This is a genomic window from Nocardia sp. NPDC050175 (genome assembly GCF_044459885.1).
GTDB lineage: Bacteria > Actinomycetota > Actinomycetes > Mycobacteriales > Mycobacteriaceae > Nocardia.
The window spans coordinates 751,753-767,771 of sequence record NZ_JBITJI010000001.1 but is presented as its reverse complement, the minus strand read 5'-3'; the positions used below and the strand labels follow the sequence as shown (position 1 = coordinate 767,771).

18 protein-coding genes are annotated in these 16,019 nt (G+C 65.1%); 8 read left to right on the top strand and 10 right to left on the bottom strand.

The annotated features are described in order from the left end of the window. Positions 1–110: 110 nt before the first annotated feature. The gene (locus ACIBK2_RS03460) at positions 111–1,439 is read left to right on the top strand and encodes a hypothetical protein (RefSeq protein ID WP_396963181.1); all 1,329 of its coding nucleotides are present in this window, start codon (positions 111–113) and stop codon (positions 1,437–1,439) included. Here the strand turns inward: ACIBK2_RS03460 and ACIBK2_RS03455 are convergent. After that, on the bottom strand, positions 1,411–2,991 hold the full coding sequence (locus ACIBK2_RS03455) for an adenylate/guanylate cyclase domain-containing protein (protein ID WP_396964020.1): 1,581 nt from the start codon (positions 2,989–2,991) through the stop codon (positions 1,411–1,413). The genes ACIBK2_RS03460 and ACIBK2_RS03455 overlap by 29 nt on opposite strands. A 621-nt stretch (positions 2,992–3,612) precedes the next feature. Here ACIBK2_RS03455 and ACIBK2_RS03450 point away from each other — a divergent pair. The 4 genes from ACIBK2_RS03450 to ACIBK2_RS03435 all read left to right on the top strand — a co-directional run bounded on the left by ACIBK2_RS03450 (position 3,613) and on the right by ACIBK2_RS03435 (position 6,689). After that, positions 3,613–4,077 carry a hypothetical protein gene (locus tag ACIBK2_RS03450; RefSeq protein WP_396963179.1) on the top strand — a complete coding sequence of 155 codons (465 nt, stop codon included), beginning with the start codon at positions 3,613–3,615 and terminating at the stop codon, positions 4,075–4,077. Positions 4,078–4,162: 85 nt separating this feature from the next. Next, positions 4,163–4,489 carry a hypothetical protein gene (locus ACIBK2_RS03445; RefSeq protein WP_396963177.1) on the top strand — a complete coding sequence of 109 codons (327 nt, stop codon included), beginning with the start codon at positions 4,163–4,165 and terminating at the stop codon, positions 4,487–4,489. After that, a complete protein-coding gene (locus ACIBK2_RS03440) occupies positions 4,486–6,009 on the top strand; it encodes a YfcC family protein (protein ID WP_396963175.1) in 1,524 nt (507 codons plus the stop codon). The genes ACIBK2_RS03445 and ACIBK2_RS03440 overlap by 4 nt, the downstream gene beginning before the upstream one ends. A gap of 5 nt (positions 6,010–6,014) precedes the next feature. After that, positions 6,015–6,689, top strand: a complete 675-nt coding sequence (locus ACIBK2_RS03435) for a L,D-transpeptidase family protein (protein ID WP_396963173.1) — start codon at positions 6,015–6,017, stop codon at positions 6,687–6,689. 25 nt (positions 6,690–6,714) lie between these two features. Here ACIBK2_RS03435 and ACIBK2_RS03430 read toward each other — a convergent pair whose 3' ends face one another. Continuing rightward, positions 6,715–7,308, bottom strand: coding sequence for a DUF3558 domain-containing protein (locus tag ACIBK2_RS03430; RefSeq protein WP_396964018.1), 594 nt, complete (start codon positions 7,306–7,308; stop codon positions 6,715–6,717). A 273-nt stretch (positions 7,309–7,581) separates the two neighbouring features. On the opposite strand from ACIBK2_RS03430, the gene ACIBK2_RS03425 reads away from it, so the two are divergent. The 3 genes from ACIBK2_RS03425 to ACIBK2_RS03415 are packed head-to-tail and all read left to right on the top strand — an operon-like array spanning position 7,582 to position 10,148. Further along, a complete protein-coding gene (locus tag ACIBK2_RS03425) occupies positions 7,582–8,430 on the top strand; it encodes a hypothetical protein (RefSeq protein WP_396963171.1) in 849 nt (282 codons plus the stop codon). Between the two features lie 18 nt (positions 8,431–8,448). After that, entirely contained in the window at positions 8,449–9,687 is a 1,239-nt protein-coding gene (locus ACIBK2_RS03420; RefSeq protein WP_396963169.1) for a hypothetical protein, read from the top strand. After that, positions 9,684–10,148 carry a hypothetical protein gene (locus ACIBK2_RS03415; RefSeq protein ID WP_396963167.1) on the top strand — a complete coding sequence of 155 codons (465 nt, stop codon included), beginning with the start codon at positions 9,684–9,686 and terminating at the stop codon, positions 10,146–10,148. The genes ACIBK2_RS03420 and ACIBK2_RS03415 overlap by 4 nt, the downstream gene beginning before the upstream one ends. 48 nt (positions 10,149–10,196) lie before the next feature. Here ACIBK2_RS03415 and ACIBK2_RS03410 read toward each other — a convergent pair whose 3' ends face one another. The 8 genes from ACIBK2_RS03410 to ACIBK2_RS03375 form a co-directional block, all read right to left on the bottom strand. Beyond that, entirely contained in the window at positions 10,197–10,742 is a 546-nt protein-coding gene (locus ACIBK2_RS03410) for an EF-hand domain-containing protein (protein ID WP_396963165.1), read from the bottom strand. 270 nt (positions 10,743–11,012) lie between these two features. Beyond that, the gene (locus ACIBK2_RS03405; protein ID WP_396963163.1) at positions 11,013–11,420 is read right to left on the bottom strand and encodes a nuclear transport factor 2 family protein; all 408 of its coding nucleotides are present in this window, start codon (positions 11,418–11,420) and stop codon (positions 11,013–11,015) included. Between the two features lie 151 nt (positions 11,421–11,571). Further along, entirely contained in the window at positions 11,572–12,963 is a 1,392-nt protein-coding gene (locus ACIBK2_RS03400; RefSeq protein ID WP_396963161.1) for a class I adenylate-forming enzyme family protein, read from the bottom strand. Positions 12,964–13,095: 132 nt separating this feature from the next. Then, the gene (locus ACIBK2_RS03395) at positions 13,096–13,620 is read right to left on the bottom strand and encodes a hypothetical protein (RefSeq protein WP_396963159.1); all 525 of its coding nucleotides are present in this window, start codon (positions 13,618–13,620) and stop codon (positions 13,096–13,098) included. Between the two features lie 20 nt (positions 13,621–13,640). Beyond that, positions 13,641–14,252: a hypothetical protein gene (locus ACIBK2_RS03390; RefSeq protein WP_396963157.1), complete on the bottom strand. Its 612-nt coding sequence runs from the start codon at positions 14,250–14,252 to the stop codon at positions 13,641–13,643. Continuing rightward, positions 14,249–14,851: a hypothetical protein gene (locus ACIBK2_RS03385; protein WP_396963155.1), complete on the bottom strand. Its 603-nt coding sequence runs from the start codon at positions 14,849–14,851 to the stop codon at positions 14,249–14,251. Before ACIBK2_RS03385 ends, ACIBK2_RS03390 begins: the two co-directional genes overlap by 4 nt. A 35-nt stretch (positions 14,852–14,886) precedes the next feature. Then, entirely contained in the window at positions 14,887–15,420 is a 534-nt protein-coding gene (locus ACIBK2_RS03380; RefSeq protein WP_396963153.1) for a hypothetical protein, read from the bottom strand. A gap of 6 nt (positions 15,421–15,426) precedes the next feature. After that, positions 15,427–15,960 carry a hypothetical protein gene (locus tag ACIBK2_RS03375; RefSeq protein ID WP_396963151.1) on the bottom strand — a complete coding sequence of 178 codons (534 nt, stop codon included), beginning with the start codon at positions 15,958–15,960 and terminating at the stop codon, positions 15,427–15,429. Between the last annotated feature and the right edge of the window lie 59 nt (positions 15,961–16,019).

The window sequence follows — 16,019 nt, the reverse complement described above, 5'->3', positions numbered from 1 at the left end:
GCCGTCCTACCGATACAGGGTTGACCGCAGGGTTGCCAGGCCGGATGTGCTGTCCGGCCGGGCAGCCCAGCACCGCTGTAGCTGCTGCGGCAACTCGAGGGAGATTTACGATGGCGTACCGACTGGGCGACATAGATTGTGTCAGTGCGCGGGGGCATTCCGCGTTGGGTGGGACCTTGGCGATACAGGCGGTCTGGCGCTACGACCGTCCGGTGGATATGGCCGGACTTATGGATTTTCACGCCGCGTTGCAGGACGGCAGGTTGGGGCGGGTGGTCGCGGCCGCGACGATTCCGGCAGCGGGTGACCGGTGGAGTGCGCGGGCGGAATTCGGTCCGGTCGAGGTGACCGAGGCGCCTATTCCACATGGTGAGTTGGCGACGTGGATCGCCGAGCAGGGCCGCGCGGAATTGCAGACCTTCGGCGGTCCGGCGTGGCGGTTGGCGGTGACCGCGTGCGATAACGGCGAAAGCGCGGTATCGCTGCTGGCTTCGCACACTATCGCCGATGGTCGCGCATTCTGCGACGCGGTTGCGGAGGCGGTCGCGGGAAAGTCCTTCGACCTGGACTATAGGTCGGATGAATTCGGGCGAATGCGTTTGCTGTCCGGTGATTTTCGCGATGCCGCGCGCCGCGGCCGGGTGCTGGTGCAGGCCGTCGGCCTGGCGGTGCAGATGATGGTTGCCCAGCGTGGCGAAGCCAAAGGGTGCACCGAGGAAGACCCGAACTTCCACCTGCCGTCGGTCGACGCGACGGTTCCGGCGCCACTGTGGCATGCGGCCGCCCGAACCCGCGGCGGCTCGGCCACCACGTTGGCGGTCGCGGTGACCGCGGCCATCGCCACCGAGATCGGTCGCACCGACGACCAGGGCCGGGCGCGCATAATGATGCCGGTCAGTACCCGCACCGAGGCGGATCGTCGCGCGAATGCCTTGTCCTCCATTGATTTCGAGGTGGACCTCCGGGACGGCATGCTGACCGACTTGGCACCGTTGCGCGCGCTGATGAAGGAGAAGCTGGGCGCGGCGGTGGGACAGCCTGCGCCACCGTTGATTCCGCTCGCGATCGCGCTACCGCGCCGGTTGTTCGCGGTGCTGGTGCGCAAGGTCGCCGCCGACGCGACCGTCTCGGTGTGTTCCAATCTCGGCGAAATCGACCCCGCGATGCTCGGCATCGACGGCGGCCCGGCCTCGACGATCAGGCTCGGCCTGGTGAATCAGAGCCTCGACTCGCGCGCCGTCGTAACCGAGCGCGGCGGCAATCTTTACGTGTCGCTCTTCGAATCCGGCGGGGAAATGACGTTGCGCGTCAACGGTTTTCACGCGCCGAAGCTGGTCGACGCCGAGCAGCTCACCGAACTGGTCCAGCGGGTACTCGCCGAGTACGAGCTCTCGGCAACTCTCGAGCAGCTCAGGCCCGCGCCCCCGTCGGGTCGTTGACCGGGACCGGTGCGAAGGTCTTGGTCGGCGTGGAGCGGCCGCGCAGCATCAGCGTGTTGTGCGGCTGCCACCACCGGGCTTCGTCGGCCGCATCGGCGATCGTGTCGTAGGCGACCAGGATTCGCTCGGGCACCAGCTTGGCTTGTTCGGTGAGGCGGGCCGCGACATTGACCGGGTCGCCGATCACCGTGTACTCGTAGCGATGCTCGGCGCCGATATTGCCTGCCACGACAACACCGGTCGACACCCCGATCGCGGCGTCGAGTTCGGGATAATGCTCGGCGAGGGCGGCCAGCGCGGTCCGCAGCGATCGTGCGGCGCGCAGCACTGCGGCGGCGTGCCCGACGGTGTTGTCGGGTGGGCCGAATACGCACAGCGCGGCATCGCCCTCGAACTTGTTCACCCAACCGCCCTCGGCGCCGACGCAGCCCACAACTGCCGCGAACATGTCGTTGAGCATCGTCACCATGGCTTCCGGAGCCAGCCGCTGGGCCAGCGCGGTCGACCCGATCAAGTCGACGAACAGCACGCTGGCCGGGCGCCGCTCGCCGCCGACGCGCACGTCGCCGGTCAGCGCGAAGCGGGCGACCTCGGTGCCGACGTGGCGGCCGAACAGGTCATGCAGCCGTTCCCGTTCGCGCATTCCCTCGACCATGTGGTTGAACCCGGCCTGCAGCTGCCCGACCTCGCCGCCGTAGTCGACCGGGATCTGCGCGGTCAGGTCGCCCGCCTGCACCCGTCGTTGCGCCGCCTGCAGTCCGATTACCGGCTCGATCAGCGACCAGGCCATCGCGGCGGTGAAGGCGAGGCCCGCGATGACGCTCAGCGCCGCGAGCACGGCCAGTGACACCGGCAGCCAAGCCCGCTCTTCAGCGGTCAGACCGAGCGGCGCGGTTCCCAGTAGCACCACGGGGATGGCGCCACTGAGTAACCAAGCCAGCAGTAGTCGCCCGCGTAGTCCGAGCACGGCACCGGCGGGCGGCGCCTCGCCGCCGAGGACAACCCGCAGGGTCGGCCGGGCAACCCGTTCCAGCAGCAGGTACGACAGCGCACCGCTGGTGAGCCCACCGAGCATGACAATGAGCACGACGCGCACCGTGTACAGCACCGGGTACTGCAGGACCGCGTGCACGACGGCCGTCGTAATCGCCGCGATAAGCCAGCCACCGAACTCGTCGACCGCCTCGGACCAGGGAAAACTCAGCGTCAACGACCTTTCCTGCGCCGTTGGCACGCGCCGTTCACGCACCCAGCCGAACGCTCGATCGGCTCGACGTTCGCCGCGATAAACCCCGATTGTCACCGCGAGGCCGAAGAACACCACACCGACGGTGCTCACCACGACGGCGTCATGCTTGAAGTGCGAATGGCCGCCGGTCCACGGAATGCTGAGCACGACCAGCTGCACCGCGACCAGGACGAACCCGACACCGTTCGCGGCGATCGCCGCGCGCCGTCCGGTGTGCCGCGCGAACGTCGAGGCGACCGCGTCCCACAAACCGTCGTCGAACGGGTCTTGCCCGCGCGTGACGTCTGCTTGATCGTCGATCATCACCGAACCCTCTTTCTAGGCCGTTATGGGTAACGCCCAGCACCGAGGACACCGTGTGCTGACAAAACCGTACGACACTTATCGTTATCAGCGGTTGGTTAGGGTGCTCTTCAACAGCAGGCACGACTGCCTGGGCCGAGGGAGATTAGGGATATCTATTCGGGTGTTCACGCCGATCACGTGCGACTATGTCGTCACAGCCGCGAATCTTCGTCGACGGCTGCGTGATCGGTGTACCGTCTGGCCTCCAGCACGCGCAGAACCTACTGCCTTCGTGGCACTGGAGAGCCGCGTAGTCGCCATTCTCGTCGCACCGCGGGACGAGTCGTGTATGTCCTGTTGACTTTTGCTCTAATTCTCGGTCCCTTTCGCAGCCACTGGCAGCCTTAGAGTTGGGGGATCCGTACGCCACGGTTCCGGGGGTGAGCAGCATGGCTGCGGTTGCTCCGAGCACAGCGATCATGCGGCACGAACGCGATGTGAGCACCTAACCTCCTGAGTTGACGAGAAGTGTTCCGAACAACGCGAGATTTAGCCCGAACCGCCTCAGGGCGGGCTCGATGGAGGATTTGCGTTGTCCGATGCAGTCACGCACTTATTCGGAGCCGCAGTATTGCCCGGATGACTTCGAGCCCGGCACCAAATGGCAATAACCAGTTCCGCCTTGTCGGTGAGGGTGTAGTTTCCCTTGTCCTTACAGTCACTCGTACAGTACTGATCCGCTCAATGGTGATGGTCGACCTGGCCCCGCCGACCTGCGATCGCCCGGACATCACCCAGAATCCGGTCATTCGCCAGCGAGTGATTCGCGTCAACGCAACCCTCCTCCGCCACCGCCCGCACGTAATCCTCGACCGCGTCCGCGCCGCCCTCCACGCCCACGGCTGGACGAATGATCAGGGGGAATCTGCGCCAGACGAGCGCAAGCGAGCGAGCTTCTGGCCGAACAGATTCGGCGGGGGTGTGGAAGCCGAGGCCGAAAAGGCCTCGGTTGAAACCTTCGACTGCACCACCGAAACCGGGAAGAGCGTCGGCGCGGCTTCATTGCCGAAACAGGTTGTCGCCGACCGCTGCCGCACGATGTGACAAGACACCGCTGCTTCGGTCTCTGTTGGATAAACATCGCCGAGGCTTTGCTGCAGCGGTCGCGATGAGTGGTTCCATGTGCGGCATGAACCAGCGCGGTGACCTGCGTGTGATCGTCAGTGATCTGCTGCCGGAGCTCACGGATCTGCTCAAAGAGTTGATGTCGATCCCCTCTATCGCGTTCCCCGACTATCCCGTCGAGAACGTGCAGCGCGCGCACGATCGCGTTGCCGATGAGTTGCGAAAGTCCGGGGTCGATGACATTCGGGTGTTGAAGCTGCCCGATACCGCTCCGGTCGTCTACGGGCGTATCCCCGCACCGCCGGGTGCGCCGACTGTGCTGCTGTACGGGCATTACGATGTTCAGCCGCCAGAGTTCTTCACACTCTTCGCTGCCGGGGTTCGCCGATGAGCAACGTTGAAACAGTAACGGCTGCACCGGAATCCGAGCCGTCAGCGCACAAGAAGTGGTTCTTTCCCTCGACCTACACGATCCTCGCCGGTGTCGCGCTGCTGGTTTGGCTTGCGGCATTCATCATTCCGCCGGGCGCTTACAACACCGATGACAAGGGCCGCCCGATCGCCGGGACCTACCACCGCGTCGAGGACGCCAAGAATTTCGGCGCGCGGCTGCGCGACCTGTTCCTCTCGCCGATCAACGGGCTCTACGGAATTCAGGATGCCAAGACCGGGCAGGTGGGTCCCGACCTGTCCGGCAGTCTCTACGGCGCTGCGGCGGTATTCCTGTTCGTGCTGGCCGTCGGCGCGTTCATCACCGTCGCCTTCGCCACCGGCGCGCTCGACAGCGGAATCGGGCAGCTGGCCTATCGGCTGCGCAGCCGGTCCGCGCTGCTGATCGTCGGCGTCATGGTGGTGTTCGCGATAGCGGGCACAGTGGAAGGATTCGCGGAGGAAACCCTCGGCTTCTACGCGCTATTGGTGCCGTTGACCTTGGCGCTCGGCTACGACCGGATGACGGCGGTCGGCGCGATCATCTGCGGGGCAGGCATCGGCATGTTGTGCTCCACCGTCAACCCGTTCGCGACCGGCACCGCGTCCTCGGCCGCCGGCGTGCCCATCGGCGACGGCATTCTGCTGCGCATCGCCATGCTGGTGGTGCTCACCGCGGTCACCGTCGGATACGTGCTCTGGTACGCGCGACGAGTCGAGCGTGATCCCGAAAAGTCTTGGTCGGGTTGGCAACCCGGCGACCGCGACGTGCGCGCCGAAGATCACGCGCCGGACCCGATGACGCGCAGGCAGGCCGCGGTGCTCTGGCTGGTCGCGGTCACCTTCGCGTTCATGATCTTCGCGATCATTCCGTGGGCGGAGGTGATCAACGGACCCGAGGCCGAGCGGTTCGGGTGGGAATTGGATTGGTACTTCCCCGAACTCACCGCGCTGTTCCTGGTCGGCGCGGTGCTGATCGGGCTCGTCGGCGGCCTTGGCGAGAACAAGATGTCCGAGGCGATCGGCAAGGGCTTCGGCGACTTCGTCGGTGCGGGCATCGTGATCGTGCTGGCTCGTGGCGTGACGGTCATCATGAACAACAGCGAAATCACCAGCACCGCACTGCATGCGCTGGAAGGTGTGGTGACCGGCACCTCGTCGGCGCTGTTCGCGGTCGCGGTGTTTCTGGTGAATATTCCACTGGGCTTCCTGATCCCGTCCAGTTCCGGCCACGCCACCCTCGTGATGCCGATCATGGCGCCGCTGGCCGATTTCGCGAATGTGCCGCGCTCCCTTGTGGTTACCGCATGGCAGTCGGCGTCCGGCTGGGCCAACCTGGTCACCCCGACCACGGCGGTGGTTACCGGCGGTATTGCCCTGGCGAAGGTGCGCTACGACCGCTACGTGCGGTTCGTCGCGCCGCTGATGGGCATCCTGTTCGTGCTGATCTGCGCGTTCCTCGCCATCGGCGCCTGGGTCTGACACCCATGACCGCCACCCAGTGCGTCATCGGGCTCCTGGTCTCGGGCGTCGTCGCAGCCACGAGTTCGGTGTGCGGCGGTCCCGATCTCGAGCCCGTGCTGCACGCTCTTCCGCCGACCACCAGCCAGGCGGTGATCGTGCACGCGCCCACCGCCGCAACCACTTACGCGACGTTGGAAACATTCGAAAAGGTCGACGGCGACTGGCACCCGGTGTTCCCGGCGATGGTCGCCAGAATCGGCGAAAACGGCTTCAGCGACCACCATCGAGAATCGGAGCCATCAACCCCAACCGGCACATACGGCTTCGGCGACACCCTCTACGGACTCGAACCCGACCCCGGCACCCACTATCCCTATCACGTGCTAGCCGTGGATGATTGGTGGAACGCCAACCCGTCCACGCCCGGCTACAACACCTTCCACCACGGTGCCGACCCAGGCGGTGCCAGCGAAGCCCTATGGCAGGTCACCCCGCAATACGCCTACTTCGCCTTCATCACCTACAACGTGCCACCCGTCCCCGGCGCCGGCAGCGCAATCTTCTTGCACGCCAACGGGTCCGACGACACCTCGGGTTGCGTCAGCCTCGCCCGACCCGACCTGCTCCGCGTCCTGCGCTGGCTGGACCCGACCCGCTCGCCGCGCATCGTGCTCGGTCCCGACGACGAACTGGCGTGAATCAGGCGGACCCCTGCGTCGCCCCTCAGCCGTCCAGTGCCGACGCGATGACGGTCGCTATCTCGCGAATCTGGCTGCACGCCTCGGGAACCGGGACGGGTGCGGGCGGAACGGTCAGCGAGATAAGCAGTGTGCCGTCCGGTGCTTCGACGGCGGCGTCGCAGGTGGGAATGGCCACCGACGATCGGTAGACAACAGCCGGTCGACCATTGATCGGATCGGTACCGATCACCTGGTTCCGCTTGCTCTCGCCGAACTCCGCGACCTTGTCTGTGTTCGTCGTAATGGAGAGGGATCCGGTGAAGGCTTCTACCCCGTCGACCGTCGCAACCCTGCGGAAGGTGCAGCCGATATGGGTCAACGTTGTCATCGACGTCACTTCGGCGACATACCGTTCGCGACTCCCCGGATCGAATCCGACTTGATCGATGAGCGAATCACGCACCCGGAAACACGGATCGAACGCGACGAGCCGCGGCACGACCTGATCGGCGGCGGGCGGTACGGCCACCTTGATGCCGGGCACCGGCTCGGCCGCGGGCGTCGAAGACACCGGACCCGCGACCGCACTGGTGGGCGTGGCATCGCCAGGCTCAGCAGAGGAACAGGCGGCGAGCATGCCAATGGTGCCCAGGAGCCCCAAGCCGGTCGCCACGGTCCGCGTACGACGGCTGAGCCGCGATGGCCTGCCCGCTGTCGATGAACTCTGTCGCTGGATCACGTTCGGATCGTCCCCCTGTCGCGCCGGGCAGCTACCCGGTCGATGAATCGTCGGCCGCTCGCTCTCGTCGGCACGATGCTGACCCGACTGTATCGGGAGCGGGGACATACGCCGGGGGCGGCCTCGGCGGCGATGTTATCGTTGCCAACGATTTGCAGTAGGAGGGGAACCTTGGGGTGGGATCAGTGGCATCGCGTCGGCCCGTTCCTGCGCGATCTCATTCGCCGCGGTCCGGTGAGCTGGCGAATTCGGCTGGTGCGCATTGTCCTGGCGGTCGGCTTCGCCGCGGGCTTCGTGGTGTACGTCACGCAGACCGGGAATCCGCATCTGGACAATCAGGACTCGGTCGAGAGCGCAGCTTCCGCGTGGCGACCGCCACCACGCAACGTTGGCCCGGTCGACCCGGCCCTGCCGCCGGGATTTCCGTACCTGGAATTTCCGCCGTCGACGACTCCCGCGTCGAACGGAATGCCCCAGCCCGTGCCGACTCGATACGGGCTCACTTACGCGGTGCCGTCCGGGACGGATTGGATGGCGAGCAACGAGACGGTACTCGGCTTCGTCGACGAGGCCGGGCAGGCAACGATCGCCACCTATGCGGCGGTGAGCAGGTACCGAGTCGGCTATTGCCCGGAGATCGACACTTCGAAGCTGGCCTATGTCGGCGTCACCGGCCGCAACGGTATCGACGTCGCGTCGGCCGCGCGGCAAGAGATCGACAAGACAGCGCAGTTGTTCAGTGATGCCAAGGTCGGGGGACGGCCGACGGTCGAGATTCGCGGACCGATCGAGTTCGAGATCGGCGGCAGGCCTGCTGTGCGCTACACCGCCGCGATCTACCACATCCCGAAGCGGGCGTCGTGCGAGCCCGACTCGGCGGAGTTCGACGTCATCGCCACGCCGGGCTATGCGAGTGCGGAAGTAGCGGTCTTCGTCGTGGAACGTCACATCGACTTGAAGAACTCATTGAAGAAAGAAGACATCGATTCGATCGTGCGGTCGATACGCAAAACCGGCTAGGGGATAGGGCAGAGATACATGGGTGAACAGTTCGAGGCGACACCGTCGGAAATCGCCGGACTGAGCAAATTGATGACCGACATCGGCCGAGACGCTTGGCATGCGTCCGAGTTCATCCACAAGGAGGGGCCGCCCGCGGAGTGGGTCAGCGCGATCATCATCGATGACTTGCTCGATCCGTTGAAGTCATTCGCGGAGCTGACACGACAGCGCATGCTGAGTATCGGCACCGTAACCGCCGACACCGCCCTCGAACTGAACAACGCGGCCTGGCTTTACCACGACAAAGACCGGCAGACCTACGAGGCGCTCAACCGGCACAAAGCCAACCTGCTGGCCACCGGCGATCAGTCGGTGCCGGTCTACTCCGACAAGGAGGCGGTCGGCGCGACGAGTCCCTACGAGTCGGCCGCGCAGTATCCGAAGCCGGAGGAGGTAAAACTCGATGCGCCGTCCGGCAACAAAGAGGAACTGATCGCGCTGATCGGCGATGTGGCGCCCCCGCTCGGTGCCGTCAACGACACCGTGAAACGCCTTACCAAGAGCGTCGGCCGGGAGTACGACCCGCTCGGTGAGGCGCTCAAGCCAATTCCCGGAAACTGGACCGAGATTCGGCGCATCGGTGAGGCCTACAAGATCGCCGGCGAGGCGATGGAGAACTGCGGGAAGAACCTCGAATCGGGCGTCAAACGACTCGACCCGCATTGGAACGGTAAGGCCGCGCTGTCGTTCAACGACTGGGCGAACCGGCAGGTCGCGGCGATGCAATGGGAAGGACCGACCGGACGGATCCTCGGCGAGGCGCTCGGCAAGGTCTCCGACGAGATCCGTGACGCGGTCCGCTCAGTGCTGAAGTGGCTGTGGGAACTGCTCGAGAGTCAAGTCAAGATCGACGGCATCACGGACGCCTTCAAGTTTGCCTTCAAGAAGATTCCGGTGGTCGGTTGGACCGCCCAAATCACCGAACTGGCCATCAAATTGGCGAAAATCGTGAGCGACGCGCTGACCCTGGTGGATAAGATCCAGAAGCTCGTCGACGCGACCAAGAAGTTCCTCGAGGTCATCAAAGATCCGGTGAAGGCCGCGCAGGACAAGGGGAATCAGAAGTTCGAGGAGCTGGTCGAGCCGTTCGCCAAGGGCGTCAAGGCCGCCGACATCCTGAACGATGCGCGCAAGGCCGCCGACCTCAGCCAGACCAACAACCGGCCCACCGACTACGACGTCGGCTCCGGCACGCAGCCATGGGACAACGCATGAGGCCGCCGCGCGGTTCCGGCCCCGACCCGAACGTCGATCCGGCGGTCGAGGCCGCCTACCGCGGCTTGATGAACGCGGTCGACGATCTGCGGACGGCGCGAATTCGGCTGGACAACTTCGATCTGCAAGCCTTTCTGGACGAGCCGACCGAGATCGATGAAGAATTCATGCGATTGCTGGCGGCGCGACCCGGGGCATCGCCGGAACTTGTCGCCTATGCGATCCGGGTGCAGAACGGCGAGTGCCGATGGCCCGACATCGAGGCGCTCGCACGGCCGTTGCCGCCCGAGCTCGAGGAGTTGCGGACCTCGGATCGGTTCATTTGGAAGTGGACCCCGGAAACCCCTGTAACGCAGCCTGATTCGCATATTTCCGGACGCTCTGATCCGTCGGTTGTCGGCCCATCCGACTGGCCCGACGATTTCGACGACTACCCCGGACGGAAATCCTGGCTGGTCTGACGTTTCCTTGCCCCGGCAGGGTAACTGCCGGGGCCGGAAGTGAAACTGTCAGCGCGGTGGTCCCAAAAGCCAGTTGCCGGGCGCGTTTTCGTCGTCGCTGAGGTAGAACTCGGTGATGGCGGTTCGGAATTCGGCGTAGCTGAGGGAACCGTCGCCGTCGCGGTCCAGGCGGCGGAAGGCGTCGCTGGAGTGGGCTGGGTCGATGCCGAGGCTGTCGTACATGTGGACGTATTCGTCGCGGCTGAGGGTGCCGTCGTTGTTGGTGTCGACGATGCGCATGAAGGCGTCGGCTATAGCTAGCACTGCGGTTTCGAAGTTCTCCGGGGTGGTGACGCTCGACTGCATGACGGTAATGAATTCTTGGCGGTCGAGCTTTCCGTCGCCGTCACTGTCGCCGCCGGCCAGTAGCAGACTCCACCATTTGTCGAAGGCGTCGTGTAATGCCTTCGCGTTTTCCGGGGCGTCGCCGCCGGGAAGGGCGGTGAAGAGGATGGCCATCTGGTGGAAGTCGGATTCGGAGAGGTAGCCGTCTCGGCCTTGGTCGAACCAGTCGAAGAGGGTGTTGAACTTTTGATTCTTCGCACGATCTGCCATGGGTCTGTCCTTCTCGCTGACCGAGGTTCGTCGGTCGTGGATCGTCAGGTTGTAGCAGCGGGGCCGAGCCCGAGCAGGCGCGGACACCCGTTGTGGGGCCCGGATTATCGGAAATCGGGCCCCACCGAAGAACAACTCCCATTGTCGCTTGAATCCACTGTGCTGGTGGTGTTTTCATACAGTGATCCGATGGCTGATCATAAACCGAACGCTCGCAATGGATCTCGACGCCTGGCGTCGAATGCCACTTTCGCTTGGTGCGATTCGTTGTCAGGCCGGTTGGAAGGTGGCCTCGACTTGGGCGGTGTCTTCGGTGCCGCGGAAGTAGACGATGTGGCTGTCGTGGAAGGTGAATTGGTGGTGCAGGTCCATGGTTACCTGGCGGCCGGTGGCTCGGTTGGTGGCGTGGAAATGGACGACGGTGAGAACGTCGGAGTCGGCGACGGCGTAGCGGACCGGGGTGAAGTCTTTGACCTCGAGTGTTTCGGCGAGTTGCTGCAGGTATGACGCGACGGCGTCCTTGCCGTGGCGGATGCCGTACCAGGGAGCCACGGTGGAGGTGGTTTCGCTGGCCCAGTCGATGTCGTCGCCGAGGGTGGCCAGCAGGCCGGGCACGTCACCTTGGACGAAGGCTGCGTAGAAGGTCTTGACCGTCTGAATGTGGGACTCCGCGCTCACGGTGTGCTCCTTTGTCGAGGCCGAAACTGCAACGGGGCGTAGGGTTTACGCCCCGGACCGGCTGTTGTCCAGCTATTAGCAGTGTGGCTGTCGGCAGGTCAGCGGGTCTATGCAACCTTCGTAGTGGATGTGGTCGTAGTCCGGAGATCGGTTAGCTGACCACGGCCTGCTGGTCGGGTTTGCCCTGTTCGGTCAGCGGGATGTGGTCGGCGAGGGTGACGGTGAGAGGTACGCCGAGCGAGGCCGACGCGTTGGTAGCCAGCCGGACCGGGTCTAGGGTGGCGCCGGGTTCGGGCACGACGAGGGCGTAGAAGCCGTCGGCGCGCGGGAAAGCTGTCACGAGGCGGACGCCGGGGTATTCGTAGAGCAGGTTCTCGACCTGGGCGGGGAAGACGCCGTTGATCATGTCGCGGCGGCGGCCCAGGATATGGAGGTAGCCGTTGTCGTCGAGGAAGCCGACGTCGCCGGTGGTGAGCCAGCCGTCGGCGATGGTCGCGTCGAGGTCGGGGCGGCGCCAGTAGCCGACGGCGACGCCTGGTCCGGCGACGGCGATATCGCCGGATGTTCCGTCCGTGTCGGCGAAGCGTATGCGGCTGTCGGGCAACGGTTTTCCGGCGGTGTCGGCTAGTTCGGGTGTGTATTCGGCGGGGTCGAGGATGGCGATGAGTCCGGTTTCGCTGCTGCCGTAGCCGTGGCAGAGGATCGGGCCCAGTCGTTTCAGCGCGATGCGGCGGGCGGCGGCGGGTGCGGACGCGCCTAGATGGAATAGGCGTCGCATGCTGGATATGTCGTGCGCGGCCAGGTCGGGATGTGTTGCGAGAGCGAACAGTTGAGGTTCGACGAGGAATAGGTTCGTGATGCGATGCTGTTCGATCGCGGTGAGGACGACGGCGGGGTCGAAGGGCGTGGGGGAGTCCAACAGGACGACCTGGCCGCCGGCCACCAGTGCGCTGTCGACGAGGGTTTGTGCCAGGTAGGCGAGCGGCGTGACGACCAGCAGCCGTGGTCGCGGTTCGCGCACCGTGCCGACGAACGAGCTGTGGTCGGCGTAGGTGTGGCAGCTGCCTTTCGGGGTGCCGGTGGTGCCGCCGCTGAACACGATGAAGCACAGATCGTCGGGCGAGGCCTGGTCGTGGATCGGCGTGGCGGGCATGGAGTCCGCTAGGGCAAGCAGATCGAGGCAGCCGGGAGCCTGGCCGAGACTGTAAGCGCCTTCTTTGGCGAAGCGCGGCGCGGTGACCAGCAGGTCCGCCGCGGTGAATGAGACGAGCTCGTCGGTCGCGTGGGTCGGGAAGACCGCACTGCACGCCCCGAGCAGGTGAGTTGCCATGCGCACCGCGACGACCTCGGGACTGTTCGCGGCATGGATCGCGACCAGGCGACCGGCGGACACTCCGGCGGCCCGCAGAGCACCGGCCAGTCGATAGACGAGGTCGGCCAGCTCGGCCCCGGTCAGGGCGCGTTCGTTGTGGATGAGGGCGACGTCGTCTCGCCCGGCCAACGACTCGACCGCGCGATCTGCTTGGGACCGGAATCCGTCCATCGAGAGCTCCTCCGCGTCGGAACCTTATTCGTACCGTACCGACTGGTCTGAAACATGATTCCAGCGGCCGCTCGGCGCGTCGCGGCGTGCCGAGTGTGGTTCCGGTGACGGGCTCGATTCGCGAATGGACTGCTAACCACCAACTTTCGGCAGCAGCAGCGCAATCCGAAGCTTCGAATCGATGGTTGCGCTGAGGCTGAGCGTCTGGTCCAGCCGTTGCCCGAGCAACTGCGCCTGCGCGTCGGCCTGTCCTAGCGTGTCGGCGATCTGCGTCGCCTGATCGGCCGCCGCGTTGGCCTGGTCCCCGGCCGAACCGCCGAGCTGGATGATTCCGGCGAGCGGCGCATCGACCGACGTCAACGCTCCTGCCAAGGCTTGAAGTTGGTCGGCGAGGCTGCCGAGGGTGTGGTCGGCGCGGGTGAGGGAGTCGATCACACCGACTACCTGGGGCATGCCCTGATTGACCGCGGCGTCGGCCGGTCCGAGATGGGAAACGCCCTGTAGCGCGTCATCGGTGGTGTGATCGATGGTTTTCGCCTGCGCAACACCATCTTTGAACAGGTCGTTGGTGATGCTCAGGTCTCGCGTCAGGATCAGAATTCCGACAAGCGCTGAGACGGTGAGGGACAGGGCGAGCGCCCAGGACAGACGGAGCATGGGATTCTCTCTCGCAGAGGTCAATTCGGGCCATTGACCAGTGGGCCGATGATGGCAAGCAGCGGGCCGAACTCCGAGACGTGACTGGCTTCTTCCTGAATGGTGGCCAGGGTGGCCGCGAGGGTGGCCGCTTTCGTGCCCAGTGTGCCGAGGGTGAGCTGGATGGTCAGCAGTCCGTGGTGGACCGATTCCAGTTGCGTGGTCACCGAACCCACGGAGGTCGACAGAGCGGCGACAGTCGGGCTGGCTTGATCGACCCGACCGGCAACGTGATTCAGCAGATCGGGCAGCGGCCCGGCGAGCGAGACCACCGTCGACGTGGATTTGCCGAGGCCGATCGCGAGTCCGGAGAACTCCCCGGCCTTGTCGGTCAACTGTTGCACATCGCTCGACAATGGCACGAAAGCCTGTGCGCCGGAAGCGAGTTGGGCGTGCTTGGGCATGAGCGACGCAGTGAGCGTATCGAATTGTCCCGCAGAGTCGATGAGTTCATTGCTCAGGGTCGACGGTCGGCCCAGCGGGTCACGGACATCGCGTGGCGCGGGCACGAAGCCGTTGACCAGCGCCAGGATCACCGCTGGTACGACTCCGACCAGCAACACGGTCAACAGGAACACCCGCCCGGTGATCATCGAGTACCCCCGGGTGCTGGAATGAACGCGTCCTGCGCGGGTATCGGCGCGAGTTTGCGGGCGGTGCGGCCCAATTCGGCATTCAACTGGTCGACCAGGCCGATCGCCGCGGTCAGCTGGTTGTTGACGGCGGTGACCGTCGAGTTCGCGTCCGCCGCGATTCGATGGATCGATGCCGCGGCGCTTTGCAGGGTCTGCGCGATTGTCTGCAGTTGGTTCGCGATGCTCGCGTCGTCCTGCCCCGCGGTGAGCAGCGACCGCATATCGGGCAGCACAGCGGCGAGCTGGTTCGCGTCGGCGGCGGCAGCCGTATTCAACTCGGTGAGTACGGTTTTGAGTTGCTCGATCTGCCGCCGCGCGGTCGCCGGTGCGGTGAGGTCGGCCCGTTCGGTGAAGTACTGATTGGTGTCGCGGAAGTTTCGCACAATGGTGCGGGAGCTGTGCTGAACGTCGAGTCCCTTCTGAATGGAGACCAGGACGAGCGCGAGCAGCACCGCGGCCATGACGGCGGCGAGACGGCCCACCCATTCGGTCGCGACGGCGTAGCCGCCGGACGTGGGCAGTGCGGTGGTGGGGAGTAGGTGTATGTCGTTGGGCATCATGAGGTTCCAATCGACGGTCGGGTTCGGAGGCTTCAGCCGGGTAGCGGGAGCATCCGATTGATGGTTTGCGCCGCAGCCACCGAAGCCTGCAGATCGCCGACCAGTCCCTGCAGGACGGCGAGCAGCTGCTTGCCTTGACCGCCGAATCCCTCGGCCGACGCGACGAGCGGCACGATGGTGTCCTGTACCTCGCCGAGAATGTCGTGGATATCGGTCAACTGAGTCTTCGTGTGCTGCGCCCCAGCGGCGCTCGAGCCCAGTTGCCTTGCGGCAGGGGTGATCGCGTCGTGTAGCCGGGCGAGTAGCGGGCCGAGCGCGGTCGTGGCGTCGAGCGCGCTCTGCGCGGTATGGGTCAGTTCGGTGAGTTGCTGCAGCTGGCTGGTCAGCTTGTCATTGACGTCGACGATGCTGTGCGAAGCACTGATGCTGGTCTCGTTGACGCGCTGTTGATTGTCGAGTCGGGTATTCAGCGTGATCATGACGAAGATGAGCAGGCCGAGCACGCCGACGGCCACGATCGACAGCACCAGCCGGGCCGGTCCGCCAGGTCGTCCGAAGAAGATCACTGGCTCCTACTTCCCGCCGAGATCAGCGGCGGCGCTCGCCGCGGAAGCCCGCGCGCGATGGACGGAATCCGCAGTGCCACGGGCATTGTCGAGGATGGCGGCCAGGGTGGCGCGGTCGCCGGCGAGTGCGGTGGTCGCGCCGTCCGCCGGTGCGCGCAGCCCGTTGATCTCGGCGGTCAGCGTGTTCAGCGCCGCGACCAGGGCGGTGACGTTCGTTCCCGCGTGATCGAGAATGCCCTGGAGATCCTTGGCGACCTGCCCGATCAACGATTCGAGTTGCGTGGCGACCACCGCGTCGGTGACCAGCACGCTTTTCAACGCCGTGTGCGCGTTGTCCATCGGCTCGAACGCCGCCACCGTGGTCTGCTCATGATCGACGATCTCGCGCAGCGCCGGGTTGTAATGGTGCGCCGAAACCACTGCGCGATCGAGCCGATGGGGCGTGGCGACGAGGTCGTACATGCGGGGACCGAGATAGCAGAGCACAACGAGAATCGATGCCGCACAAGCGGTAATCCTGGCAGCGTTGAGAACTGTCATAAGTGCGCCTCCGGTGAGTAATGGTGGAATAGAGCGACTTTCGGTTCAGTCCTTTACTC